General features: G+C 51.1%; 21 protein-coding genes, 1 tRNA gene and 6 pseudogenes. 8 read left to right on the top strand and 20 right to left on the bottom strand.

Annotated elements, in window-relative coordinates; translation table 11 throughout:
- Window positions 1-118: 118 nt before the first annotated feature.
- From PAE68_RS01560 to PAE68_RS01535, 6 genes are all read right to left on the bottom strand, one after another.
- Window positions 119-1267, bottom strand: coding sequence for a response regulator (locus tag PAE68_RS01560; RefSeq protein ID WP_281883401.1), 1149 nt, complete (start codon window positions 1265-1267; stop codon window positions 119-121).
- A 55-nt stretch (window positions 1268-1322) separates the two neighbouring features.
- Window positions 1323-2459: an FAD-dependent oxidoreductase gene (locus tag PAE68_RS01555; RefSeq protein WP_281883399.1), complete on the bottom strand. Its 1137-nt coding sequence runs from the start codon at window positions 2457-2459 to the stop codon at window positions 1323-1325.
- A gap of 23 nt (window positions 2460-2482) precedes the next feature.
- The gene (locus PAE68_RS01550) at window positions 2483-2905 is read right to left on the bottom strand and encodes a DUF3995 domain-containing protein (protein ID WP_281883397.1); all 423 of its coding nucleotides are present in this window, start codon (window positions 2903-2905) and stop codon (window positions 2483-2485) included.
- Window positions 2906-2926: 21 nt separating this feature from the next.
- Window positions 2927-3517 (bottom strand): TetR/AcrR family transcriptional regulator, encoded by a 591-nt coding sequence (locus PAE68_RS01545; protein WP_281883395.1) that lies wholly within the window; start codon window positions 3515-3517, stop codon window positions 2927-2929.
- Between the two features lie 88 nt (window positions 3518-3605).
- Complete coding sequence (locus tag PAE68_RS01540) at window positions 3606-5576, bottom strand: hypothetical protein (protein ID WP_281883393.1); 1971 nt, start codon at window positions 5574-5576, stop codon at window positions 3606-3608.
- Window positions 5570-6475 (bottom strand): LysR family transcriptional regulator, encoded by a 906-nt coding sequence (locus PAE68_RS01535; RefSeq protein ID WP_281883391.1) that lies wholly within the window; start codon window positions 6473-6475, stop codon window positions 5570-5572. The genes PAE68_RS01540 and PAE68_RS01535 overlap by 7 nt, the downstream gene beginning before the upstream one ends.
- Window positions 6476-6585: 110 nt before the next feature.
- On the opposite strand from PAE68_RS01535, the gene PAE68_RS01530 reads away from it, so the two are divergent.
- On the top strand, window positions 6586-7971 hold the full coding sequence (locus PAE68_RS01530; RefSeq protein WP_281883389.1) for an MFS transporter: 1386 nt from the start codon (window positions 6586-6588) through the stop codon (window positions 7969-7971).
- Window positions 7972-8044: 73 nt separating this feature from the next.
- Here the strand turns inward: PAE68_RS01530 and PAE68_RS01525 are convergent, their stop codons facing one another.
- Together PAE68_RS01525 and PAE68_RS01520 are read right to left on the bottom strand one after the other, a co-directional pair.
- Window positions 8045-9409 (bottom strand): ATP-binding protein, encoded by a 1365-nt coding sequence (locus tag PAE68_RS01525; RefSeq protein ID WP_281883387.1) that lies wholly within the window; start codon window positions 9407-9409, stop codon window positions 8045-8047.
- A 64-nt stretch (window positions 9410-9473) separates the two neighbouring features.
- The gene (locus tag PAE68_RS01520; protein ID WP_281883385.1) at window positions 9474-10292 is read right to left on the bottom strand and encodes an alpha/beta fold hydrolase; all 819 of its coding nucleotides are present in this window, start codon (window positions 10290-10292) and stop codon (window positions 9474-9476) included.
- Between the two features lie 230 nt (window positions 10293-10522).
- Between PAE68_RS01520 and PAE68_RS01515 the strand changes: the two genes are divergently transcribed.
- The 3 genes and pseudogenes from PAE68_RS01515 to PAE68_RS01510 all read left to right on the top strand — a co-directional run bounded on the left by PAE68_RS01515 (window position 10523) and on the right by PAE68_RS01510 (window position 12583).
- The gene (locus PAE68_RS01515; RefSeq protein ID WP_281883382.1) at window positions 10523-10915 is read left to right on the top strand and encodes a spore germination protein; all 393 of its coding nucleotides are present in this window, start codon (window positions 10523-10525) and stop codon (window positions 10913-10915) included.
- A gap of 13 nt (window positions 10916-10928) precedes the next feature.
- Window positions 10929-11749, top strand: a pseudogene (locus PAE68_RS22740) (spore germination protein).
- A pseudogene (locus PAE68_RS01510) lies at window positions 11694-12583 on the top strand (Ger(x)C family spore germination C-terminal domain-containing protein). Before PAE68_RS22740 ends, PAE68_RS01510 begins: the two co-directional pseudogenes overlap by 56 nt.
- 20 nt (window positions 12584-12603) lie before the next feature.
- Here PAE68_RS01510 and PAE68_RS01505 read toward each other — a convergent pair.
- The 7 genes and pseudogenes from PAE68_RS01505 to PAE68_RS01480 form a co-directional block, all read right to left on the bottom strand.
- Window positions 12604-12726, bottom strand: a pseudogene (locus PAE68_RS01505) (MBL fold metallo-hydrolase); the annotation flags it as partial.
- Between the two features lie 39 nt (window positions 12727-12765).
- The gene (locus PAE68_RS01500) at window positions 12766-13647 is read right to left on the bottom strand and encodes an alpha/beta hydrolase family protein (protein ID WP_281883378.1); all 882 of its coding nucleotides are present in this window, start codon (window positions 13645-13647) and stop codon (window positions 12766-12768) included.
- A gap of 29 nt (window positions 13648-13676) precedes the next feature.
- On the bottom strand, window positions 13677-14552 hold the full coding sequence (locus PAE68_RS01495) for an AraC family transcriptional regulator (RefSeq protein ID WP_281883376.1): 876 nt from the start codon (window positions 14550-14552) through the stop codon (window positions 13677-13679).
- A 4-nt stretch (window positions 14553-14556) separates the two neighbouring features.
- Entirely contained in the window at window positions 14557-14793 is a 237-nt protein-coding gene (locus PAE68_RS22735; protein WP_397377976.1) for a LemA family protein, read from the bottom strand.
- Window positions 14766-14942 carry a hypothetical protein gene (locus tag PAE68_RS01490; protein WP_281883374.1) on the bottom strand — a complete coding sequence of 59 codons (177 nt, stop codon included), beginning with the start codon at window positions 14940-14942 and terminating at the stop codon, window positions 14766-14768. Before PAE68_RS01490 ends, PAE68_RS22735 begins: the two co-directional genes overlap by 28 nt.
- Before the next feature lie 16 nt (window positions 14943-14958).
- Window positions 14959-15126 (bottom strand): annotated as a pseudogene (locus PAE68_RS01485) (helix-turn-helix domain-containing protein); the annotation flags it as partial.
- 56 nt (window positions 15127-15182) lie between these two features.
- Entirely contained in the window at window positions 15183-16067 is an 885-nt protein-coding gene (locus PAE68_RS01480) for an SDR family oxidoreductase (protein WP_281890849.1), read from the bottom strand.
- A gap of 178 nt (window positions 16068-16245) precedes the next feature.
- Between PAE68_RS01480 and PAE68_RS01475 the strand changes: the two genes are divergently transcribed.
- Window positions 16246-16887: a TetR/AcrR family transcriptional regulator gene (locus tag PAE68_RS01475; protein WP_281883372.1), complete on the top strand. Its 642-nt coding sequence runs from the start codon at window positions 16246-16248 to the stop codon at window positions 16885-16887.
- 172 nt (window positions 16888-17059) lie between these two features.
- Here the strand turns inward: PAE68_RS01475 and PAE68_RS01470 are convergent, their stop codons facing one another.
- Together PAE68_RS01470 and rlmN are read right to left on the bottom strand one after the other, a co-directional pair.
- Window positions 17060-18328: a DEAD/DEAH box helicase gene (locus PAE68_RS01470; protein ID WP_281883370.1), complete on the bottom strand. Its 1269-nt coding sequence runs from the start codon at window positions 18326-18328 to the stop codon at window positions 17060-17062.
- Complete coding sequence (rlmN, locus tag PAE68_RS01465) at window positions 18325-19401, bottom strand: dual-specificity RNA methyltransferase RlmN (RefSeq protein ID WP_281883368.1); 1077 nt, start codon at window positions 19399-19401, stop codon at window positions 18325-18327. The genes PAE68_RS01470 and rlmN overlap by 4 nt, the downstream gene beginning before the upstream one ends.
- Before the next feature lie 324 nt (window positions 19402-19725).
- Between rlmN and PAE68_RS01460 the strand changes: the two genes are divergently transcribed.
- A tRNA-Met gene (locus PAE68_RS01460) sits at window positions 19726-19802 on the top strand.
- 116 nt (window positions 19803-19918) lie between these two features.
- On the opposite strand, the gene PAE68_RS01455 is transcribed toward PAE68_RS01460, so the two are convergent.
- Together PAE68_RS01455 and PAE68_RS01450 are read right to left on the bottom strand one after the other, a co-directional pair.
- Window positions 19919-20215 carry a type II toxin-antitoxin system PemK/MazF family toxin gene (locus PAE68_RS01455; protein WP_281890848.1) on the bottom strand — a complete coding sequence of 99 codons (297 nt, stop codon included), beginning with the start codon at window positions 20213-20215 and terminating at the stop codon, window positions 19919-19921.
- Window positions 20202-20369, bottom strand: coding sequence for an NAD(P)H-dependent oxidoreductase (locus PAE68_RS01450; RefSeq protein WP_281883366.1), 168 nt, complete (start codon window positions 20367-20369; stop codon window positions 20202-20204). The genes PAE68_RS01455 and PAE68_RS01450 overlap by 14 nt, the downstream gene beginning before the upstream one ends.
- A 135-nt stretch (window positions 20370-20504) precedes the next feature.
- Here PAE68_RS01450 and PAE68_RS01445 point away from each other — a divergent pair, with 135 nt between their 5' ends.
- The gene (locus PAE68_RS01445) at window positions 20505-21353 is read left to right on the top strand and encodes a helix-turn-helix transcriptional regulator (protein ID WP_281883364.1); all 849 of its coding nucleotides are present in this window, start codon (window positions 20505-20507) and stop codon (window positions 21351-21353) included.
- Window positions 21354-21433: 80 nt separating this feature from the next.
- On the opposite strand, the pseudogene PAE68_RS01440 reads toward PAE68_RS01445, so the two are convergent.
- Window positions 21434-22227: pseudogene (locus PAE68_RS01440) on the bottom strand (transposase).
- A 121-nt stretch (window positions 22228-22348) separates the two neighbouring features.
- On the opposite strand from PAE68_RS01440, the pseudogene PAE68_RS01435 reads away from it, so the two are divergent.
- Window positions 22349-22656: pseudogene (locus tag PAE68_RS01435) on the top strand (transposase); the annotation flags it as partial.
- Between the last annotated feature and the right edge of the window lie 57 nt (window positions 22657-22713).

Raw genomic sequence — 22713 nt, 5'->3', positions numbered from 1 at the left:
CCCCAACGGATGTCGATCTTATCACCGCTTCATTATAACGAACGCCAATGACGGCAAAATGACAGAAACGACAAAAAGAGCCCCAACTTAGGACTCCTGAACGATATAGATTCCGTTATCAAAGGCACTTCGCCTGCAGGCTAGCATATAATTCCACAACTTCATGCGAAGGCTCCATTCCCAACTCCTTACGCATATGCTCCGTATATTCCTGATAATGCCGGCTCAGTGCTTCTTTATTTTTTTGCAGAGCCAGCGCCGTCATCAGAAGCATCATGGACTTCTCATTCAGCTCGTCAAGCGCCGCCAGCTTCGTCAGCAGCCGTACCGCCTCGCTCAGGTCGCCCCTACGCAGCAACGCCTCGGTGAGCTGCTGGGTCAGCGACACGTACATCAGCTCCAGTCTCTGCAACTCACTCCACGCCCATGCGTAGCCCTGCTCTCCGAACAAAGGTCCAGCATACAGCCGCTCTAGCTGAGCCGCCTCCTCGAGCTGCGTGTCATCGACAGCCCCGAGCCTCGTACAGCCTTCCTCGAACGCGATGAAGTCAACCCAGAACGAGCCCCTTACATGGAGGGAGAAATGATAATTATCGGAATGCAAGCAGCCTCGCAGTCCGACCAGCTCCAACGCCTTACGCAGCTGATAGACCGTGGTGTTCAAGTAAGTCGCCGCGTTCTTATACGGCACATCTCCGAATATATCGTCGAGCAGGCGGGCCCGCGAGACGAGGCGATCTTGATGCAGCAGCAAATAAGCGAGCAGCTCCACGCTCTTGCTGGATTTCCACTTGACCCTGGCTCCCGCTTCGTTCTTCATATCTACGCCGCCTAAGCACCTGATCTCGGCAGCCGCTGTCACCGCTTGCGTCCGTGCTGCCTGCTGAGACTGAGGCTGCGACTGCAGCGATGAGAGCGCACGCGCTCTCTCGACTGTACGCTGCAATCTTTCGAACACAACGGGCTTCACCAAATAGTCGAAGGCGGTCACGTCAAACGCATCCAGCGCAAAAGCTTTGTGCGACGTAATGAATACGACCTTCGTGTCGTTCCCCTCCAACCGCAGACGCTGGACAAACTCCAGCCCGCTCTCCTTCGGCATCGTAATATCTACAAACACGAGATCAATATAATGCCGACTCATATATTCGGAGGCTGCTGCCGTATCCTGAAAGCAGGCCAGTACCTCCACCTGTCCGATCTTAGCCAGCATCCGCTTCAGAACCAGGTGCATCGCCTTCTCATCATCGATGACAATAGACTTCATGATGTTCATCTCCAGTCGCGTCAATGGCATCGTTGTCTAGTTATTTGTATCCCAATTACACGTGAACGTCATACAGCTTCTTCGCCTGGCTTCGGTACATCGCCTTGGGCGCAGCTCTCATCAGCTGATTACGAGCAGCAATGAATAGAGCGCCTTCTGCTTGTGCAATTTTCCCGAACGACCACGATTGCTTCGAAATCCACTCCATACGCTTACGACGCCTCTTATCGTACGCGGCATAAGCTTCTCTATAATCCCCATGGCGACGCAGACAGTCGGCCAGCACGCTCGCATCCTCGATCGCCTGACACGCCCCCTGCCCCATATTCGGTGTAATGGCATGCGCGGCATCCCCTATGAACACAACGCGGTCCGTATAGAACCGCTGCATCGGTACAATATCGATTATATCACGATGGATCATGTCACGGCTTGCCGTCTTCTGCAGCAGACTTGGGATGGGGTCATGGTAATCCTTGAACAACGAATGCAAGTGTTGAGCCGTATAGCTCGCTAGCTGCGAATCGTTCGCCTTCGCATTCACTAGCGCGTACCAGTACACCTGATGATGCGGCAGCGGCACGATACCGAATCTCCCTCCTGCTCCCCACGTCTCGATGAAATGATGGGATATTTCCGGCAGGTCATCCGTTGAGACGATGCCGCGCCAGCACGTATAGCCCGCATAGCGATAGGCAGTATGGGGGGAGAGCTGCTTGCGGAGAGCCGAGTGAATGCCGTCGGCGGCAATGAGGAGCTCTCCTTGCGCCTGACTGCCATCGCGGAATATAACGCGCACTCCGCCTTCAGCCTGTTCATGGTGCGAATATATTTTCCCCCACTCCACCGTCCCTGGCTTCAATCTCGACAGAAGCATCTGATGCAGATCCTTGCGATGCAGCGCATATAAGCGACCATAGCCGGAGGGTACGGATAGCTGGCTGATCGTCTTCCCCGCATCCGTTAACAGCTGGAAGCCGTCGCTGGGCATGCCTTCACGCCGAATCTCACGATCGATTCCATAAGGCTCGAGCGCCTTCAGCGCATTCGGCGCTATAATAATACCTGCACCAGCCACTGTCGGCTCCATCTCCCGTTCGTATACCAGCACATTCATCCCTAGCTGCTGCAGGGCGATCGCACAGGTGAGACCCGCAATCCCCCCGCCGATAATAAGTACCGTACGTGACATTACATCCCCTCCTATTCCGTCCGCTAGAATTGTATGGCTAGAATGTACGCCAGCGACAATACCGCACATAGTGGAACATAGAGCAACGTATCCATGCGGGCGAAGGTCGTATGGCGTTTTTTCTTAAACAGGCCGAATTGATTAAATTCCCCTATGACTCGCAGCGCGAATACAGCGGCACACGTCCAAGCGCCTGCCCGAACGATGAAGTCCAGTCCACGAAGCCTTGCAATTAGATCCGCCTCCATGAGCAGGAGGATGCCCGCTGCGGCAACGAATGCCGCCACTAGCAGCGTAACCGCCGGACCTGGCGTGAAGGTTCGCTGACCTGCCTCCTCGGGAATAACAGCCTTCGTCCCCCACGTCCCCCCGAACGCCCAGTAGATGTGCAGCAAGCTTATCGCGAACAAACAACCAGCAGCAAAGATGACAATTGTCGTAACCATGTAATTCGCCCCCCATAATCGCTATATGCTATCAATTCCATCCCAGACGACGTTCAGTTGCTTCTCGAGCGATTCGCTAATGGACGCACCTGAAGCAGACAGCAACGTCCATGACATCATCGTATGAAAGTACACACTGACAAGGGTGGTCGCAATATCGTCGGTCTCCCAACGACTTCGCAGCCTCCCCTCCTCCTTCGATCGATCGATTAAGCTCGAGAGCTGGGCGTGCAATTGTCTCACGCTTCTCGATTCCTTCTCGGTCAGATAGGCCGACTTGATCATCTCAACAGCAGCCAGCTTCATAAGCTCACTATTGTCCGCGAACCGAAGCAGCAGATCATTCAGCACGAGCAGGACCCGCTCCTTCGGGTGCTCCACATGCTGATGCCTAACCACGCTCTCCTCCAGCAATTCCAGCTGCGATTCTCCCAGATCCAATAAGATGTCTTCCTTCTTCGCATAATAGTTGAAGAACGTTCCCTTCGCGATCCCGCACTGGCTGGCGATCTCCTGTACCGTCACTTGCTCATACCCCTTGTCATGAAAAAGCTGCACCGCCTGTTCGAATATGCGCTCCTTCAGCTCTTCCTTGCGTAATTGTCTGAGCATGCGCTCACCTCCATAAAAAAAATGACCGTAGTCATTATTTGACTAAGGTCATATTACGCCAGTTATTGTTAATTGTCAATTGGACCTGTCAGTTTGAATAGCTTCGGACATTGTTGGCAAAATCGAGATGCAGGCTCTTGCCATTGTAGCTAATGTCAATACGGGTTGGCTTGCGAGGCACCTTCGCATACGGCGAGTCCATTCTCGCATAGCTGGTGTCCACATCGCGGCCGTTGATCGTAAAGCTGGACTGGTAGGCAAGACGGAACGTGTTCCCCGACGAATGATAGGTCAGCTGCTGATTCGAATAGGTGACGGTATTGGCCTTAATCCGGGCCATGAACTCATCGAGAGTCCCGTCGGCTGAAGCTGTGCCTACCTCGGTGACCCAGAACGTCTCTCGACCCTCCTGCAGCAAGTCGTCATGGATACCTTGGGCGTTAGGAGTACCGTAACCGAGCGGATTCAATCCAATGAGCGCTACATAGGTATTACCATGCTTCGCGAATGCATATCGATCGTCAATGATGACCTGCTCGAATTGATCCTCAGGCAAATAATGATGCGTATAAGGCTGCAGGCTCTTCTCCAGCATCCCCTTCTGATCAGGCAATACATAGATCGACAGATTAATGTTCTTATGCTGTGCGGAATCCGGCAACCGTCCGTAGCCTACCCAGTAGCCAGGCGATCCCCCGCTCTTACTGCCCTTAGACACAGCGGGATGCGTATGGAAGATGCTCACGTCTTTGCCGAGCGTCGTCACATGAATGTGCTGCTGATCGGCATACTCGCCGGGATGGTAACGCTGCGCGGTGGCCATGAGATAATCGGACGTGCGGTACGTATACGTGTTCGCTCGCTGTATCGCAATACCGTTCGTCTGCGGATTGAACCACTTACTCATAACCGGCAGTAGGTTCAGCTTAACAAGCAGCGTATAATTAATATCCTTGAAGTCATGCAGGAACGCATTATGCAGCAGGTTGTTCTTACGGATATACTCGAGCGAATTCGTGATGACAGGAGGATTCGTGAACGCCTCCATCGCCCATTGCATCATGATCTGGTCATCCCTCTGCCCGATCAGACCTTCGCCTGCAAGCTCCATGACATCCAATCCGTTCGATGCCTTGATCTCCGCGGTACCCGGGTCATTGCCGATTTCTTTAATAACAGGGGGCACTTCGTAGTTGTTATTATAGATCAGACTATGATCAATTGCTGTAGTAAGCTTAGGGTCCTTGCCCCAGCTGTTCGTGCCCAGCGCATAATCAGCTATCGCACTCGTGCTGGCGTTTTTGCCTGCCTTCTTGTGCTTCTCGTACACTCTGCCGGAGGTGCTTACCATCGTACCCTTGTAGGACTGGGTAGCTATGTCGTAGAGCAGCAGGTCCATCATCATCGACGTCTTGGTCACGAGCTCCGCGTCCTCTGCAAATTCGATGATGTTGCCCATCGCCGCCACATCTTCTTTGTAGTACACATTCGAATACCACTCCGAGAAACCATACTCCCACCGTTGGGCAAGCCAGTACATGATGCGCTCTCTTGCCTCTACCATCAGTTGTTGCCCGGTTAAGCCGGAATTCATGAATACTTCGTCACGGTACAGCTGGCCTGCCAAGTACTGTGCGGCCGCGAACAAAATTTGATGATTTTCCGACCAATAGCACATGCTGTCTTGTCCCGGCTCATCCATCCAATATTTGAAGCGGAGTACCGTATCCTTTAACTGCTCACGCGTGGCAAGGTCCAGCTTGTCAGGATGCTTATATAATAGTCGCAACACATTCTGTATACGGAAATCCGAGGTGTCATACCGTGCGTTAATAAATTGTATACTGCTGTCCAATTGTGCCGGATCGAATGGCTGTCCATTTTCCAAGGCCCATAGCACAGCACCGGTACGATCCGGAGCGGCGACCGAGGGTAGAGCGGGTATTGCGGCATATTGCCCATTCTGCACCGTATCCACCATCACCGATGCACCCGTTGCAAGAGCCACTGCCGATACGAGCAGCATTGCCAATTTATTTCTTCTAAGCTTGTCTACCATCGGGCTGTTGTTCCTTTCATCTCGTCGCTGGTGGATCGAAAGTATTCGATAACGACCTCACGAAACTCCTGTGCAGCTCGTGAGAGATACCGACTTTTGTGCCAGCATAACGCGATTTGCCGTACCAGCTGTTCCTCCTCTATTTGCAAATAACAGATAGGATCTCGTGGATTTCTTGCTGAGCTTGGGATAAAGGCGATCCCCACCCCAGCTTCGATTAAAGCGCTTAATCTGGCTGGTTCATCCCCCTCATACACAAACTTCGGTTCGAAGCCCGCCGACTGACATAATTGATCGATGAAATCACGAGCGCCGTAGCCCTTCTTCACACCAACAAACCATTCGTCCCTCAGCTCGGTTAACAAGACCTGGCTTCGGTTAGCCAGACGATGCCCTTGGGGAACGGCCAGTAGGATCGGATCGACAAGAACGATCTGACATTCAATATCATCCTCTTGAACTGGCGGTGAAGATAAGCAGAAGTCAACCTCGCCGCGACGAAGAAGTGTTGTCATTCTCTCGGTGTGGACCATCTGCACATGAAACTGGACATGAGGCCGCTTATCCCGAAACGCTCGAAGAATATTCGGCAGCGTGCTCGCTGTCGTTACTGCCAGCTCAATCGTCCCATACTCCGGACTCGCCATATCGCGTAGCTCCTGCCTACCCTGCTCCAGCTCGAACAAGGCCCGTTCCGCGCGTTGAAGGAATTGACTGCCGAATGCGTTGAGTCGCAGCTTCTTCCCGGTTCGATCGAACAACGGCACCCCGAGGTCTTCCTCCAAGCGTTGAATCGTCTTGCTTAAGGATGATTGCGTGACATGCAGACTACGCGCCGCTTCGGTCATGTGCTCCAGTCGGGCCACAGTAATGAAATATTGCAGTTGAAGCAGCTCCACATCCCCGCCCCCTTATTCCTTCGAATCCATGTAATCATAGTATAAAATGCGTTGGAGTATATATCCACCTTCCAGTACGATATTCTTAAACAACGTTGGAGGACTATACGATGAACGCTCGCAGTTGGTGGCTCATGATTTCCGTTGGACTTGGAATGCTGCTTAACCCCTTAAATTCCTCGATGGTCGCTGTCGCGATCCCAAGGCTGCAGCACGTGTATCGGCTTGATTTTACTATGGTGTCCTGGATTATATTCTCCTTCTACATCGCCAGTGCTATCGCCAATCCTGTCATGGGCAAGGCTAGTGATCTATTCGGCCGCAAAAAAATCTTCCTCCTCGGCCTGATCGTCGCGCTCATCGCATCTCTGTTCGCTCCGTACTCGCCAACGTTTGGCTGGCTCCTGGTGTGTCGGATTGTACAGTCCATTGGAACAAGCATGCTGCTAACAGCGGGTATGGCCATTATTCGTACGCATACCCAAGAGAACCAGGCGACAGCAATCTCCGTATTGACGGTATTCCAATCCGGGGCCGCAGCTATTGGTCCATTTATTGGCGGGATGTTGATTTATACGTGGGATTGGCACGCGATCTTTGCGGTGAATGTTCCGTTTGTCGTGCTGAGCTTACTGCTCTGCTACTGGATCATTCCTAAGGATGAGAGCATGTCCACCGTTGCACAGCGCCTCACCCTCCGCCAATGGCTGGATCGGATCGATTCGCTCGGTATTTTGCTGTTTACAGCAGGACTGGTGTCCCTGCTCATCGGACTCCTCTCGGCCAAATCCACTGTGCACGTCTCCTGGCTTCATGTCACAGCCATTGTCGCTGGCGTTGTTCTGCTGGGGACCTTCATTCAACATGAACGACGAGCAGCAGCTCCCTTTATTCCGTTACCAGCACTGGCTCGTTATCCAGCGATCACACGTGTCAATGTCAATTTCATGCTGGTGAACGTGCTATTTTACGCGCTCTTCTTCGGAATTCCATCCTATTTACAAACGGTTCGTCACCTTAGTGAGCTCCATACCGGAATTCTCATGTTAACGTTAGGCTTGAGCTCGCTTCTGATAACTCCATTTGCGGGCAGATGGGTCGACCGATCTGGGCCCCGGCCGGCGTTACGTTTGGCTGCCATGCTGATGACTTTAGGAGCAGCCTGGATTCTAACATGGACGCCAACCTCACCGTTGCTCAGCGTATGCTTGGGCTTAGCGGCGTTCGGCATCGCCAACGGCTTGAGTAATGTCAGCTTGCAAGCGACCTTGTTCCGGAGCTCCCCGCAGGCCCTCATCGGTGTAGCCTCCGGGCTGTTCAGCACAGCCAGGAACTTAGGAGCGATCCTCTCATCGTTATTAATCGGTATCGTATTGGGGAAGCAATTCAGTTTCGGGGGATTTCGGACCCTCGGGCTAATCCTCGTCTGCTTCGCATTATCCCTCGTATTCACGAGCTGGAAGCACCGAGAGTCTGAGCAAGTGCAGGAGTCGTGAATTTAACGTATATCACGTTCAATATAGATGTTCCCATGCCATGGAGACACTGGGAAGGAAGGAATGACGGTCGCTACCCTTTGCTCCCTACTGGCAGCAGCACCTCGACCGTCGTCCCTTCGTTCAATCGACTTGTGATGTTTAACGATCCGAGGTGATCCTCTATAATTTTGCGACAGACCATGAGCCCTAGCCCTGTTCCTTTTTCTTTCGTCGTATAGAAGGGCTCCCCGAGCCGCTTCAGCATATCTTCAGGAATGCCCACACCTTGGTCGATAATGCGTATGCAGATGCGATCCTCATCGGGATTCGTTATCGCGATAATGATTTTCCCGCCATGAGGCATCGCTTCTATCGCATTCTTAATGAAATTGATGAAGATTTGCACCATCTGATTTTCATCGCATCGAATAGATGTCCGCACACGGGGCTCGCACTTCAATTCGACTTCAATATTATGAAGATGCACCTGGGATTCCATCAGTGTGTACACCCGTTCCAGCAGGGCTCTTACATCCACTGGCTTGAGCTGTACAGCTTGCGGCTTGGCGAGGAGTAACAATTCATTTACGATAAGCTCGATTCGATTCATTTCTTCCGTCAGTATGTCAAAATAAAACGCCTTCCCGTTCCCCTCTGCCTTCATCAATTGATGAAAGCCCTTGATCGCCGTCAACGGGTTGCGAATTTCATGGGCAATGCCGGCGGCAAGCTGACCTGCGATGCTGAGCTTCTCTGACTTTAACAGCAGCGCCTCGGTCTGCTTCCGTTCAGTCATATCGCGTATGATGGCACTCCAGTAATACTGGCCATTGGTCTGCCAGCAGTTCAATGACATCTCCGCAGGGAACTCCGTCCCGTCCTTGCGCAGTAAGCTCGATTCGACCATACGTCCAATGACCATCGATTGCCCGGTGGCACGCAGACGCTCTACAGCTTGACCGTGTGTCTCTTGAAGATGTCGAGGAACGATGGTCTCTAGAGCTTGTCCGAGTGCTTCCTGCTCGGTATAGCCGAACAGTGCTTCGGCCCCTTTATTCCAAGCGATGATGCTCATGCTATGATTGGTCATAATAATGGCATCGCTCACCGACTCCACGATCACTTGGGTAGCCTGCTGTGCGGCCTTCTTAGCAACTAGGAGCTCATGCTCAAGCTTGTGTCTATTCGGTGTTCGGATCAAGATGCAATCGATGACCGTCGCTTCTTGTCGCTGACTGCATGTTCCATTAAGAAGGACAGGCACTTCAGACCCGTCCCCGGATTTCAGAGTCATGTATAGTTCCTCAACCTTGCCTTGCAGCTTCAGCATAGGAAACAGGTACATTTGGTAGAAGAGCTTGCTTGATTCCGTCAAAATCTCGTTCACGTGACGACCCTCGGTCTTGTCACGCTCGGCAACGACCCACTCCAGCAGCTGATCATTAATCGACAGCATGACTCCTTCGAGCGACAACGACACGTATCCGCATGGCAACTGATTCGCATCAATGATCATGTATCTAGCTATGTAACGTGGAGAGATAGTCCTTAATTAGCGCTATCGTTTCCTCAGGGTGACTCAGATGTGGACAGTGCCCCGTTGCTTCCATATATCGAATCTCGCTGCTAGGCATATGTTGATGTATATATTCTCCTACTTGTCTTGGCGCGATCGCGTCATCCGCGCATTGCATAATGAGCGACGGAACGGTCGCCTTCGGAAGATCCTGCCGATTATCCGAGAAGAAGGTGGCCCTTGCGAAGTTGCCGGCAATGACCGGGTCGGTCGAGCAGAAGCTCTCTTCCAGCTCCTCCGCTAGCTTCGGACGATCTGGATTCTTCATAATGATGGGGGCAAAGACGCTTGCCCATTGCATATAATTTTTGTCCATCAGCTCCAGAAGACCTTCAAGAGCACTCACCTCGTAGCCGCCCATGTAGTCAGGTGGATCATTAATGTAAGACGGGGAAGGACCGATCATAATAAGACGCTCGAAGTACTGCGGAGCCTGTATAGAAGCAAGCAGTCCAATCATACTGCTGACGGAGTGTCCGACGAATATAGCTTGCTGCAATTCAAGCGCAGCCAGAACATCAATGACGTCCTGCGCATAACCAGAGAGCTCCTTGTACCTAGCATAGTCATAGCACCCCAGATCGGAATTGCCCGCACCCACGTAATCGAAGTTAATTACGCGATAATCTTGCTCGAACGATGGAGACACATACCTCCACATTCGCTGATCACAGCCGAAGCCCGGTGCGAAGATGATGGGCTTAGTGCCCCATCCGGTTATGTTCACGTCATTTCGTTTTCGGATATCGATACTTTGATCCATACATAGCGCCTCCTTCTTACCCATTCAGTAAGCCTACTACTACCTTCCTCAATTTAAAAGGATATATCTTGATATTGTCAACCGAATCCGCATCCATCCTTGCGGCTCAGCTCTCTAGCCCACCTGTCCACATGCATGTAGGGGCTAAATAGGGACATATACGCATAAACGTTACAAATATAGGAATGCTACTAACAAGTTTTTACTACTGGTCGAGGAGCGTATCGCAGATGTCATGGTTACGAATATCTCGTTACATAAGTCGGATTCTAGCTCTCAATGCCGTAGCAGACCCGAATGACCGCACGCCGCAACGGGGAGCTGTATCATCCGAGCTCTTCGGAAATCTGAGTACGTTAAGGGAAGTGTTCAGTCATACGCCTGACCTGATCGTCTGTGAGTTCTTCTATAAGCAGGCGGGCCAGCAAGCGGCTCTGGTGTATTTCTCCGGCTTGTCGGATAAAAATGCAATTAATAATAACTTGCTGCGCCCATTAATGTTTCACACCGTGAGTGACGAGCAGAACCTCCCCGTGACTGCTGGAGCTCACCGCACACTTGTAGACTGGCTGGACATTGAACACGCTGTTCTGCTTATATATCGAGGATGTTGCCCATCCTAAGCTCTTACAGGAGATGATACGACGACTCTCCGCCTTGAACGTCGATTGTGTTCTAAGTACGGGGGAGCTTATGGAGTATATTGAAGATCACCCTTTCTCATTAATTCCTCAGTTCATTTCAACAGAACGCCCGGACTCTACCGCGTCGCAGCTATTGCAAGGTCGAATTTGTGTCGTCTTGGACCGTTCCCCCAGCATCTTGGTTGCACCTGTAAGCATTGTATCTTTTTTTCAGAACATTGACGACTACAGCATTCGTTGGCCTATAGCAACATTTCTGCGGTTACTACGATTGTTTGCGTGCTGCATAGCCGTTTTTTTACCTGCTCTGTACATCTCGCTGCTTTCATTTAATCATGAAGTTATCCCACTCGATTTTATATTATCGATTGGTGAATTCCGAGCCGCTGTACCCTTTCCTCCTTTCATGGAGGCGTTATTAATGGAGATGATTCTAGAAATGCTGCGGGGATCGTCAGTAACCTTATGGTGGTGGTCGTTGCAACGACAGCTATTGCTACGTTCATTTTGCCGAATTACGATATCACTGCCTCCATACGCTTGATCCGCTTTCTGTTCATGGTACTTGCATCCATATTCGGCTTGGTCGGTATCGTCGCAGGGGCCATGATCTTATTAGCTCACCTTGTGCGCATGAATTCACTGGGGCAATCCTTCATCACACCGATCGCTCCCCCGAGGCTGTTGGACTGCGTATGCTCCCTTTGTTCCTATGGATCGTTCTCCTCATCATTAGACGACGGGGAGGCAGTACTCGATGAAGATCGGCATGGCGCTGGTCAGCACAGGGAAAATTCAGAACTTACTCATTAGTAGAAAGGTTCTGCAGCACGAGGATTGGTACAAGCTACTCGACGTCTTTAAGCGCGATTCTCAAAACCGAAGCATCGTCCGAGTGATCGCCGTAGATGGTTCCATCGAAGAGATCATGTTTTTCAAGCCTAAAGATAAGGGAAGGCTTTCCCTGTTTATTGCCAAGCTGATCGATACAGCAAATAAGAGAAATATCGTTATGGCGACACCCTTCTTTATGCTGAACCGACATATCCACGAGCAAGGAATTACACCGTATCTTCCTGAAATACGCTTGAATGCGAAGCCTACCGAAATACAGGCAACCGGAACGGCCTTGCTGAACAAACAAGGACAATATGTGACAACGATATCATTGGAAGAAAGCTCTCTACTCCATATGCTTCAGAAACAAACGCGCGGCGACCTGTCCCTTAGCTTGAAAATACCTGAGATCCGGCAAAAGAAGAGTAGCTTTGAGATGAATGTCCTAAGCTTCTACTGCACAGATATTAAGAGAAAAGTGAAGACGTCCCACACAGGCGGCACGTTTCGCTTTGATATTACACTTAGCACGCCGATCTTTCTGACCGAACGAATATTCCCATTCGATGTAGATCATGAAGCGTCTAAGCTTGAACAGATGATCAATGTAGAGCTTGAACGAAAATATCCAGCTTACTCACTAAGCTTCAAAAGCTTCATATTGATCCGATCGGGCTTGGGCTATTCGCGCGAGCGTACGAATACGAACAATGGAAAAAGGTTCAGGATGAATGGGACGAAGCTTTTTCCAAGGCGGAAGTGAACGTTCATGTCCGAACAAAGATAAAAAATATGGGGGAAATTAAGTAGAAGTAGCTCATAACCACATTCGTATATTGCGGATTCGCGATGTGAAGCTCATCCCCCTCGATGACGACAGCGTCACCAGCGATCATCGTTTGGCTTGCGGGTGGATAGAGCGAGATATGACCTGCCATATGCCCCGGCGTATGATGACCACAATCCCCCACCCAAGAATACTATTCAGGCGCTCAGCGTAGGAAGCTCAACACTTCATCGTTAAGCCATTCATGAAACGAATCCCGGTCAAAGCCAGGAGGGTCCTGGGATGGAAGAAATGATGGAGATTTCATCGATGGGGGGAAGGGGCTCAGGAAGGAGAAGTGTCCCGCATTGTCGACTGTTCGGTAACGAACCTTACTTGGGTCAGCAACCCCCTTCATCACAAGTTGTGCATGGAATGAAGGCGTGTACGGGTCCTTCTCCGCATCGAGCATAAGGATCGGAGCATGAACCGCCCGCAAGGCATCGTCCGCCCGAAACCACACCGTCGCCGGCGCCAATAGCACCAGAGCGCTCACGCGGTCATCCGAGACGACCTCTATGCTTCGGGATTGTCCGTCCGCTGACTCCTGAGGAAACGAGGTAGGCAAGCCTCCTGCTACAGCCAGCGCGGTGTAGCCCCCCAAGGAGTGCCCGATCACTGAAACAGCATGGGTCTGAATTCTTCTTCGAAACGTCTCCTGCTCAAAAAACCAGTCGATAGCCAAACGAAGATGCCTCGGCCTGTTCGCAAGGTTCTGAATCGTCCCCTCCAGGCTATTGTCGTTGCGATTATTATGCGGATGCTCCGGCATCCCCACGATAAAGCCGTTTCGCGCTAAATGCCGCGCAAGTGTCCGGTATACAAGAGGAGAGCCCCCCGTACCGTGCGAAATGAGAACAAGTGGAAGCTCCCCTTCCGAGAGCTCTGCATCTCTAGCTAATCCGAGCAGGTAGGGTCCTAGCCGTTCTTCTTGCTCAGGCTGGTCGGTCGGATACATGACCGTCATGGGGTAGCCGATTCCTTGTGAGGAGTCGAATAGCTGCACCTCGAGGTATCCTGCGTACCCTTTCCGATGATTAGGCTTCATGGTAAGAAATCGCTCCATTTCTCATTAAGTTAAGTTGTACTCAGACCAATTGGGATATAGATATCAAGCTCCGATGCCTCATGCATCGGCCCTAGGTATCTATGGTCATAGCGCGCAAATTCCGGTTGATTCAAGCGAATGTTCCCCGATTTAGGCAGCCACGCGCTATAAATATACTGGAACGTATCTGGTATTCTCTCTACGGTTCCCTTATGGGAGAACACCGCATACGTCGCTGACGGCAACACCTTCGTCGCCATCCCGTCAGGCGTCCTCCCCTCCCTGCCAACCTCGACGCAAGCGGTGTATGAGACCTCCTCCTTCAATCCGGTGAGCTCAATAAGCGCGTAAAATATGGAGGGGTGAACTCGACTATGCTCGAGCTCTGCCGCACGCTGCCTGAAGGAGCTCCATAGTTCCTGAATGTGCTCTGAGGCGAGACCCCGAATCTCCAGGCCCACTAGAGTTAGCTCGCTCACTGATAAGATCTCGGGCTCCAAGGTCATGCCTTCACGTATATGCCGCAGCCCCAGCTCATCCAGTGGTTTCTTCTCCATGGCCCGGAACAGCGTGTCCTTCATATGCTTCTGCTTGCGGAATTGTCCCGGAGTGATCGAGAACATCCGTTGAAACGACCGCGTAAAGGCTTCCTGCGATGAGAAGTGATATTTGACCGCGATCTCAATGATCCTAAGGCTTGTATGAAACAAGTCGTATGCGGCATAGGTTAACCTTCGCCCCCTTATGTACTCCGAAACCGAACTCCGTGTAACCGCTGTGAATATTCGGTGGAAGTGAAACGGAGAGTAGCCAGCCTCAGCCGCAACCTGCTCTACTGTCATTTCATCCGTCAGATGGGACTCTATGTAAGCAATGGCTCGGGCTACCGATTGCATCTCATTCATCAGATCACCTCCATAGATGTATACCAACCATACCAGAATTGGCCCCTTGTTTATTGATTTTTTTTGCGAAAATGGGCGTGCGGTCTCGTTCGGCATGCTTTCTTTTGGCCTTCAACAATTGCTTCATATCGACATCTTGCTTTTTGGACTCCGAGACCTCATACATCGACTCCGACTTGAAGCCGAGCATACCCGCAAATAGAACAGCCGGGATTATACCGATTGCGTTGTTGTAAGCCACGACATTGGCGTTGTATGTACGTCGCGCGGCCGCAGCTTCTCCTCCCAGTCGTTCACCGTGTGCTGCAGATGGAGAACGCTCTGACTTGCCTGCAGCTGCAGTGGCCGGACGCCTTCTGGTCGCACCATCGGTCGGTATCGTTGATTCACTGCATATAAATCCGCTTCAGCCTAGCGTCTCGCGCAGACGCTGAAGATCCCTCATCGGGGGCAGCCCATATTTACGGGTATATTCCCGACTGAAATGCGAGGGACTTTCGTATCCGACTAAGTACGCGGCTTCAGCCGCTTCAATGCTTTGCGTGAAGAGGAGTCGCCGCGCTTCCTGAAGCCTTTGCGGGATGGTCTTAATCTCGTCCTTACAGACAAGTATAACCATTCCAACGTTATTCAGCTGTTGAAGTAGTGTCCCTGTTCGAGATCTGGAATCAGAGCGGGATATACCGGCTGCCATCCCAAGCGTTCCTTCGTCAGCGTGCTGGACGTCGGATTATCAGTGGACGCAGCGAAGGCGAGCCACCCGAAGTGAGCGTCTGCCTCTTCTGGGGTTATGCTGAGCACGGGCACGTTCAGATGGCGACCGATGACGCCAGCAATATCTCGGAAGGGTACGCCCTCGTCTGCCACCCCGTGATAGATGGCACCGGTATCCCCCTTCTCCAGCACCAGTCTGAAGAGACGTGCTGCATCCAGTTGGTGCACGGCCGGCCACCGATTGAGTCCATTCCCCACATAAGCTGAAACTCCTTTCTCACGCGCGATGCTGATGAGGGCCGGCACGAGACCTAGCTCTCCCTTACCATGCACGGACGGTGCGAGACGGACAATCGATGAACGCACTCCTAGCTCAACTAGCGCAAGTGCCGCCTCCTCGGAGCGCCGCGGTATAGATTGTCCTGAGGGCTGCTCTTCCGTTCCGAGAATTCCTGGTGTGAGCATCAAGGTGCCTGAGGTGACCACGAGAGGCTTACCAGTGCCCTGTAGCGCCTCCCCCATAGCCCCAATTGCCAGACTATCGGCTGCGGCGGCTGCCGTAAAGTTGGTGAAGTCGTGTTTGAAGGCTAAGTGAATGACGCCTTCCGCCGACGTAGCGCCTGCTCTCAGGCTATCAAGGTCATCGAGTGAGCCTAGATGGACCCCGGCACCGACTGCAGACAACGCTGCGGCAGCCTTGTCGGAGCGGGCGAGTCCAATAACCTGATGCCCCGCAGTGAGTAGCTCGCGAACGACAGCAGAACCGATGAACCCCGTCGCTCCAGTTACGAATACGTTCATATTATTCATCCTTTCACCCTCATGGAATGGTAGCTACAGGAGAAATTATACACTAAGAATTCATTTAAGTAAACTAAATTAACTAAAATAGTTAACTTTATAATATTAGTTCGTACTGTCTGTAGGGTGTGAGAGTTTGATATACTATGATGAACAAGCATCCAAGGAGGTTAAAGTCGTGAGAAAACCAGTGAGCGCAGATCACTATATGAATAAAATTAAGCCCGTCATTCGAAAAACGAAGTTCAGCCAATTGAAAATAGATGAGATAGCAAAATATATGGATATCAGTAAAGTGACGCTTTATAAGCATTTTTCATCCAAAGATGATGTCATCGAGAAAGTTGTAGAATATGAAATTCGGTATTTACAGCAGGCGGATTCCGTTGTGAACGATGAGGCTCTCTCTTATGTGGAGCGCTTCCAAAAAACGTATATACAATCATTGCTGTGCGTTGTTTATTTATCTGATCTGTTTCTGCAGGACCTCCGGGAATTTTATCCGAGGCTTTATGAAAAGCTTGTCGTTGCCCAACAAAATCGAAACAAAAATTTACAGTCTTTTTTTGAAAGCGGGATGGATCAGAACGTTTTCAATAGAATGAATGCCGTGCTGTCTTTGGTTCAAGATGATGCTATGCTGCGGCGGATCATGGAACCGACCTTTAGTATCCAGTGGTATGATCTGACCTTGAAGCAAGCCATAATCGAATTTTATAAGATGAAGAAGTATCAAATGATTAGACCAGAGCATCTGGATACGATAGACGATTCCGATTTTAATCATCAGGTAGGGGAAATTTTGCAAACGATATCCTAACAGTCGTTCGTCCAGTCGTATAGCTCATGCATTCCATGTAGCCTCAAGCAGTCGTCCTATCTGAGATGGCCTGCAGCTACATCAAGAAGGAAGGGCACCCTCTTCGGGTGCCCTAGATTATAGCGTATATACGGTGAATATAGCCTGTTGGTACGGCATATCGTCGCCCATCTTACTTCCCGGGATTCGGACGCCGTCCGCGGCGGCGACCGCCACCTTCGCCGCGAGGACCGCGATTGCCGTCCTTGGCTGGTGCACTAGAGGCTCTGCTGGCCCCGATCGCCGCTCGTTCCGGCTGCGTCATCGTCATCGGGTAAGGATGATCGGCGACGACTGGAATCTTCTGCTTCGTCAGCTTCTCGATATCCTTCACATACGGAATCTCCTCTTCCTCGCAGAACGAGATCGCGATCCCGCTTAACCCCGCACGCCCCGTACGACCGATCCGATGCACATACGTCTCCGGTATATTCGGCAAGTTATAGTTGATTACGTGCGACAGCTCCTCCACGTCGATCCCACGTGCCGCAATGTCCGTCGCCACCAGCAAGCGGGTCACACCAGACTTGAAGTTATTGAGCGCCGCTTGGCGGGCATTCTGCGACTTGTCACCGTGAATCGCCTGTGCCGTAATATTCGCCTTCGTCAAGCCGCGCACGAGCCGATCTGCGCCGTGCTTCGTACGTGTGAACACGATCGCGCTCGTGATCGACTTGTCCTGCAGCAGATCAATCAACAGCTGCAGCTTATTCGCCTTGTCCACGTAGTAGAGCTGCTGCTTAATTCGCTCCGCGGTGGAGGATACAGGTGTAATCTCCACCTTCACCGGATCGTTCAGCAACGACTGCACCAAGGACGTAATCTCCGGCGGCATCGTCGCCGAGAAGAATAACGTCTGCCGCTTAACCGGCAGCTTCGCAATGATTCGCTTCATATCATGAATGAAGCCCATATCGAGCATCCGGTCAGCCTCATCGAGCACCAAGATCTGCACGTGACGCAGGTCGACGAACCCTTGATTCATCAGATCGATCAGCCGGCCCGGTGTTGCGATCAGAATGTCCACGCCCTTCTCCAGCAGCTGCTCCTGCGCTCTCTGCGAGACGCCGCCGACGATGACGCCACAGCGTAGATGGGTGAACGCGCCGTAAGCTGCGGCGTTGTCCGCAATCTGTATAGCCAGCTCACGCGTAGGCGTCAGAATGAGCGAACGAATGACACGCTTGCCATTCGGGCGACTCTGCTGCGTGCTCAGCAGCTGGATGATCGGCAGCAGGAACGCCGCGGTCTTGCCAGTCCCTGTCTGGGCGCAGCCGAACAAGTCACGTCCTGCCAGCACCGGTGGGATCGCCTGCTCCTGGATCGGCGTAGGCTGCGTATAATTTTCTTTCGCTAATGCTTTCATAATCGGGTCAATTAATTGCAATTGTTCAAATGTCATAGGATCTCCTTCTTCAAGCCGCTATCTTTCATCTGTTTACTTCTTAATTGTCCGCAAGCCGCATCAATATCCGTCCCATGCTCAAGACGAACACTGCAGCTGATACGCTGCTTTTTCAACGCGTCATAGAAGGCCCGTATCGAGCTCTGCTCGCTTCTCTGGTATTGACTGTGCTCGTCCACCGGGTTGTATGGAATCAAGTTCACATTCGCCAGCTGTCGGCGATCGCCGATCAGCTCTGCAAGCTCCACAGCGTGCTCCACACGGTCATTAACATCCTTCAGCAGTATATATTCCAGCGTAATCTTCCGCTTCGTCTTGGCTAAGTAGTAATCGATCGCCTGCATCAGCTTCTCGATCGGGATGGCGCGATTAATCCTCATGATCCGTGTACGCAGCTCATCATTCGGCGCATGTAACGATATCGCCAGGTTAACCGCCAGGTCGCTGTCGGCGAACTCGATGATCTTATCCGCAAGCCCGCTCGTCGATACGGTCAGATGCTTCGGACCAATGGCTAGCCCCTTATGATCCTTCACGACCCTAATGAAATTCGCGACATTCTCATAATTGTCGAGGGGCTCGCCGATCCCCATCACCACAATATGGCTCACTCGCTCGCCCTGCTGCTCGTTGTCCAGATGCTGCTGGACCTTCACGATCTGCTCCACGATCTCACCGCTAGCCAAGTCGCGGCTCTTCGCCAGCAGCCCACTCGCACAGAAGCTACACCCAATGTTACAGCCTACCTGCGTCGTGACGCAAACCGATAAGCCAAATTTATGTCGCATGAGCACCGTTTCAATCAAGTTGCCGTCCTGCAGCTTGAACAGAAACTTAATCGTACCATCCGCCGCTTGCTGCTTCAGGTGCTCATTTAACGTTTGAAGGACGAAGTGGTCGGACAGCACTTGAATGCACGCTGGGTTCACATCCGTCATGTCGGAGAACTGCGTGACCCGCTTCCGATAGAGCCAGTCCCACACCTGCAGGGCGCGAGACTTCTTATGCCCACGCTCCAGCAGCCAGGCTGTCAATTGATCCAGTGTCAAGCCATATATCGATGTATGCAATGTTCTAGCCTCTTTTCTGTTCTTTCATACTTCATAATACCACATGTCACTTGTGATACGGTGCCTTATTGGATACGACTCTGACGCTTTTCTCGGCAAGCCGTTTGATCAGACGCTCCATATTCACCGTAGCGAAGTGTACCATGCTGCACCACCTTACCCAAGAACCCAATCGTTCTATTCCTACATTATATATCCTAGATCAACGGTATCGATACAGTTGGTACAAAATGAGGTTGTAAAGGACTTGCATTTGCGCTCGAACTGCTGTAATATAAAAGACCTGACCAACGGTAAAAGGTCAACTTGCTTAAGTTGTATTATCGCGGGGTGGAGCAGCTCGGTAGCTCGTCGGGCTCATAACCCGAAGGCCGCAGGTTCAAATCCTGCCCCCGCAACCAACCTATCATAGTAGCTCGACATGTATATGCCTCTAAACCACATGATGTGGGTTAGAGGCATTTTTGACAAATATTTGGGCCTGAATTAAAAAAACAACCCCTAATAATGAGACTCGCTACAAAAATGTGTGAATTTTGTCTAAACACTCATTGACTACTTCATCGGGGGCTTTTCCGACGATATCAATGCGTCCCGCCCGCCAATCCAGATTTTTGATCTGATCCGTTAAGATGACCCCGTTAAATACCAAGCCATTGGGGAGCAGCACCTCGTACCCCCAGCCTCGGACCGTATGAATAATTGGACAAACCGAAACAAAGCCCGTCGTTTCATTAAATGCCTGTGGCGACAGCACGATCGCAGACCTTCTCCCGGCTTGTTCTTGACCTGCTTGTGGATTATAGTGGCAGATCTGTACCCTTCAGGACAGGATCAAAGCCAATTTCATATAAATCTCTAACTCTTACTTCAGCTTCCTTATTTTTTAGCTCGTTTACAATGGTATCCGTGATTCCTCTCCCAAAGCTCTTTGCGTATGGATGCGCGAAAATAATTAAATGTTTCATTTTTATTCCTCCCTTGAATCGATTATAATTAGTTATTAAACGCACAAATAGGTCTGTGTTTGTAGTACTACTCCGAATACTAAGCGTAAGGATACTGATATAAAATATATCAGGATATGGAGGTGAATCCTTGTTATGAATTCTGAAAGAAGACGTAAAGAACTAGCTGATTTTCTCCGGACTCGCCGCTCACGTCTATCTCCGCATGAGGCGGGATTACCGGTTGAGACCTCACGTCGTCGTACGCCTGGCCTGAGGCGGGAGGAAGTGGCAAGTCTGTCTGGCATTTCCTTACCGTGGTACACTGCATTGGAGCAGGGACGGGATATTCAAGTATCGGAACAAGTATTGGAAAGCTTGGTTCGTACCCTTCAACTTAGCAGCGACGAACGCAGTCATCTATACGTGTTGGCAAACCATGCTGTACTTCCACACGTAACAGTGGATGCGTCCATATCTCCAGCTATTCAACGGATTCTTGACAGGATGGGGACCTACCCTGCCTATGTCATCGATAAGCGCTGGAACGTTTCCGCATGGAACCAAATGACGAATAAGGTATGTGGAGACTTTAATCAAGCGACAGAGATCGAGAGAAATATCCTTTGGCGGATGTTCATGATGAAGGATAAGCAAGCTCGCATTGTTAATTGGGAAAACGTTGCCACCATGCTGTTAGCTCATTTCAGAAGCCGATATGCCTTATACATGAATGATTCGTGGTACCAGGAATTAGTTAACATGTTATATGACAGGAGTGAAGAGTTCAGAGAGTGGTGGGGAAGACATGATGTTTCCGAAAATTCGGAAGGGGAAAAAGTGATTCACCATCCTCAAGCAGGCCTGTTGACATTTCGTTACAATAATTTCACAGTTTCTGAAAGCGGTGAATTCGTGATGAGGGTATTCACACCAATCGAAAACACCGGAACAGATGAGCGATTAGAAGATTTAGTGTCTGAATTTCATTCGATCCGTCTATAACACTCTCGTCCTTTAATAAGAACGGGAGATTTTTATATTCTCAATTTATAAGGGATGGATGAGCCCCCAAAAAGCCTAGGTCAAGTCCAAACTTTCTTGCCACTTGACCACTTCTCGTCCATCTCGATCAGGAGAGCTCCGATGAGTCTCTCTAACGACGCGCGATTCAGGAAGATGCGAATGACCCGCTCACGTCTGCGAATCTCCTCGTTCATGCGCTCCACGCTGTTTGTCGTCCGCAGGCGCTTGCGATACGCTTCCGGTAACGCGAGTACCGCCGTTGCATCATCATATCCTTCCTCTAGTACTTTCATAGCCTTGGATGCTTTCGATTCGTACATGCTCAGCGTCTGAGTGAGTAGGATTCGGGCAGCCTCGGGATCCGGTGCATCCAGAATTGCGCGTACGCGGGCACGAAGCTCCTTATGCAAGGCTTTGGGGGTTGCGTCCGTAATGTTACGCATGAAGTGAGTTTGACAGCGTTGCCAGGCCGCCCCCTGGAACTCCTTGCGTATCGCGTTGACAAGTCCTCCATGACTATCTGAGGTCACCAAGTCAAGTTCCATGCTTGCACGATCGGGTCAAGCTGTTTGCACAGATTACTGATGGTAGATTTTGAGAATTCCGCACCACACAGCTCCTCTGTAATCTGTGATATTTTGCGAGTGAGACCTCGAGTGCGACTCACGTTACGATAAGCCTGGCGCTCCTCCGTCCGCTCATATCGTGTGGCGCCGACATGTTCGGTTACCTGCGCCTCCAAAACTTGATTGAGGACAGACTCTAACAACTTCGCCATGCCTGAGTCCTTCGCGTTCGTTGAAAATAGATGGTGCAAAAGCTCACTGTTTACGGTAATCTGATATTGAGTCATTTTCATAGCCTCCGTTTGGATGTTTGTTTGGTAAACTCCATTCTAACCGGGGTCTTTGAAAATGGCTCTGCTTTTCGTTCCCGATTGATGAGCCGGGCAGGATTTCCGGTGTACAAGACGCTACCCTGCTGTCATCCTGGTTGACAAGATCTACCGCAATCGGAAAAACTGAATTATTGCAAAGAGCGCGGCATACGCCTCAGCGGTCCCAAACTTGGCAGGCCGACTAAGGATCAGAACGCTACGACGAACCGTAAGCAGGAACGACAGGATGCCGCTGAGCGCAATGCCATCGAAGGGAAGTTCGGAGAAGGAAAACGCAAGCTAGGACTGGGACGCATCCGCGCACGCGGTGCCGAAACCGGACTCACCGTCATTGCCTTACAGTTTCTGGTTATGAATCTGGAGCGGCGACTTTGGGTTCTCTAGCAAGCCCTAATTAGCAAATAAATGTTTCAAACAAGGCATCGAATAGGCCCGATTTGC

The organism is Paenibacillus sp. YYML68 (assembly GCF_027923405.1).
GTDB lineage: Bacteria > Bacillota > Bacilli > Paenibacillales > NBRC-103111 > Paenibacillus_G.
The sequence above is the reverse complement of the archived record's forward strand: the minus strand, read 5'-3'. Positions and strand labels throughout refer to the sequence as shown.

What these genes read in the sequence shown, in the direction of transcription:
- PAE68_RS01530 (WP_281883389.1), top strand. Translation starts at nt 6,586, where the DNA reads ATGAACGCTCGCAGTTGGTGGCTCATGATTTCCGTTGGACTTGGAATG.
- PAE68_RS01500 (WP_281883378.1), bottom strand. Translation starts at nt 13,647, where the DNA reads ATGAAGCCTAATCATCGGAAAGGGTACGCAGGATACCTCGAGGTGCAG.
- PAE68_RS01450 (WP_281883366.1), bottom strand. Translation starts at nt 20,369, where the DNA reads ATGAAACATTTAATTATTTTCGCGCATCCATACGCAAAGAGCTTTGGG.
- PAE68_RS01545 (WP_281883395.1), bottom strand. Translation starts at nt 3,517, where the DNA reads ATGCTCAGACAATTACGCAAGGAAGAGCTGAAGGAGCGCATATTCGAA.
- PAE68_RS01560 (WP_281883401.1), bottom strand. Translation starts at nt 1,267, where the DNA reads ATGAAGTCTATTGTCATCGATGATGAGAAGGCGATGCACCTGGTTCTG.
- PAE68_RS01480 (WP_281890849.1), bottom strand. Translation starts at nt 16,067, where the DNA reads ATGAACGTATTCGTAACTGGAGCGACGGGGTTCATCGGTTCTGCTGTC.
- PAE68_RS01515 (WP_281883382.1), top strand. Translation starts at nt 10,523, where the DNA reads ATGTCATGGTTACGAATATCTCGTTACATAAGTCGGATTCTAGCTCTC.
- PAE68_RS01550 (WP_281883397.1), bottom strand. Translation starts at nt 2,905, where the DNA reads ATGGTTACGACAATTGTCATCTTTGCTGCTGGTTGTTTGTTCGCGATA.
- PAE68_RS01540 (WP_281883393.1), bottom strand. Translation starts at nt 5,576, where the DNA reads ATGGTAGACAAGCTTAGAAGAAATAAATTGGCAATGCTGCTCGTATCG.
- PAE68_RS01470 (WP_281883370.1), bottom strand. Translation starts at nt 18,328, where the DNA reads ATGACATTTGAACAATTGCAATTAATTGACCCGATTATGAAAGCATTA.
- PAE68_RS01525 (WP_281883387.1), bottom strand. Translation starts at nt 9,409, where the DNA reads ATGCTGTCGATTAATGATCAGCTGCTGGAGTGGGTCGTTGCCGAGCGT.
- PAE68_RS01495 (WP_281883376.1), bottom strand. Translation starts at nt 14,552, where the DNA reads ATGAATGAGATGCAATCGGTAGCCCGAGCCATTGCTTACATAGAGTCC.
- PAE68_RS01555 (WP_281883399.1), bottom strand. Translation starts at nt 2,459, where the DNA reads ATGTCACGTACGGTACTTATTATCGGCGGGGGGATTGCGGGTCTCACC.
- PAE68_RS01445 (WP_281883364.1), top strand. Translation starts at nt 20,505, where the DNA reads ATGAATTCTGAAAGAAGACGTAAAGAACTAGCTGATTTTCTCCGGACT.
- PAE68_RS01520 (WP_281883385.1), bottom strand. Translation starts at nt 10,292, where the DNA reads ATGGATCAAAGTATCGATATCCGAAAACGAAATGACGTGAACATAACC.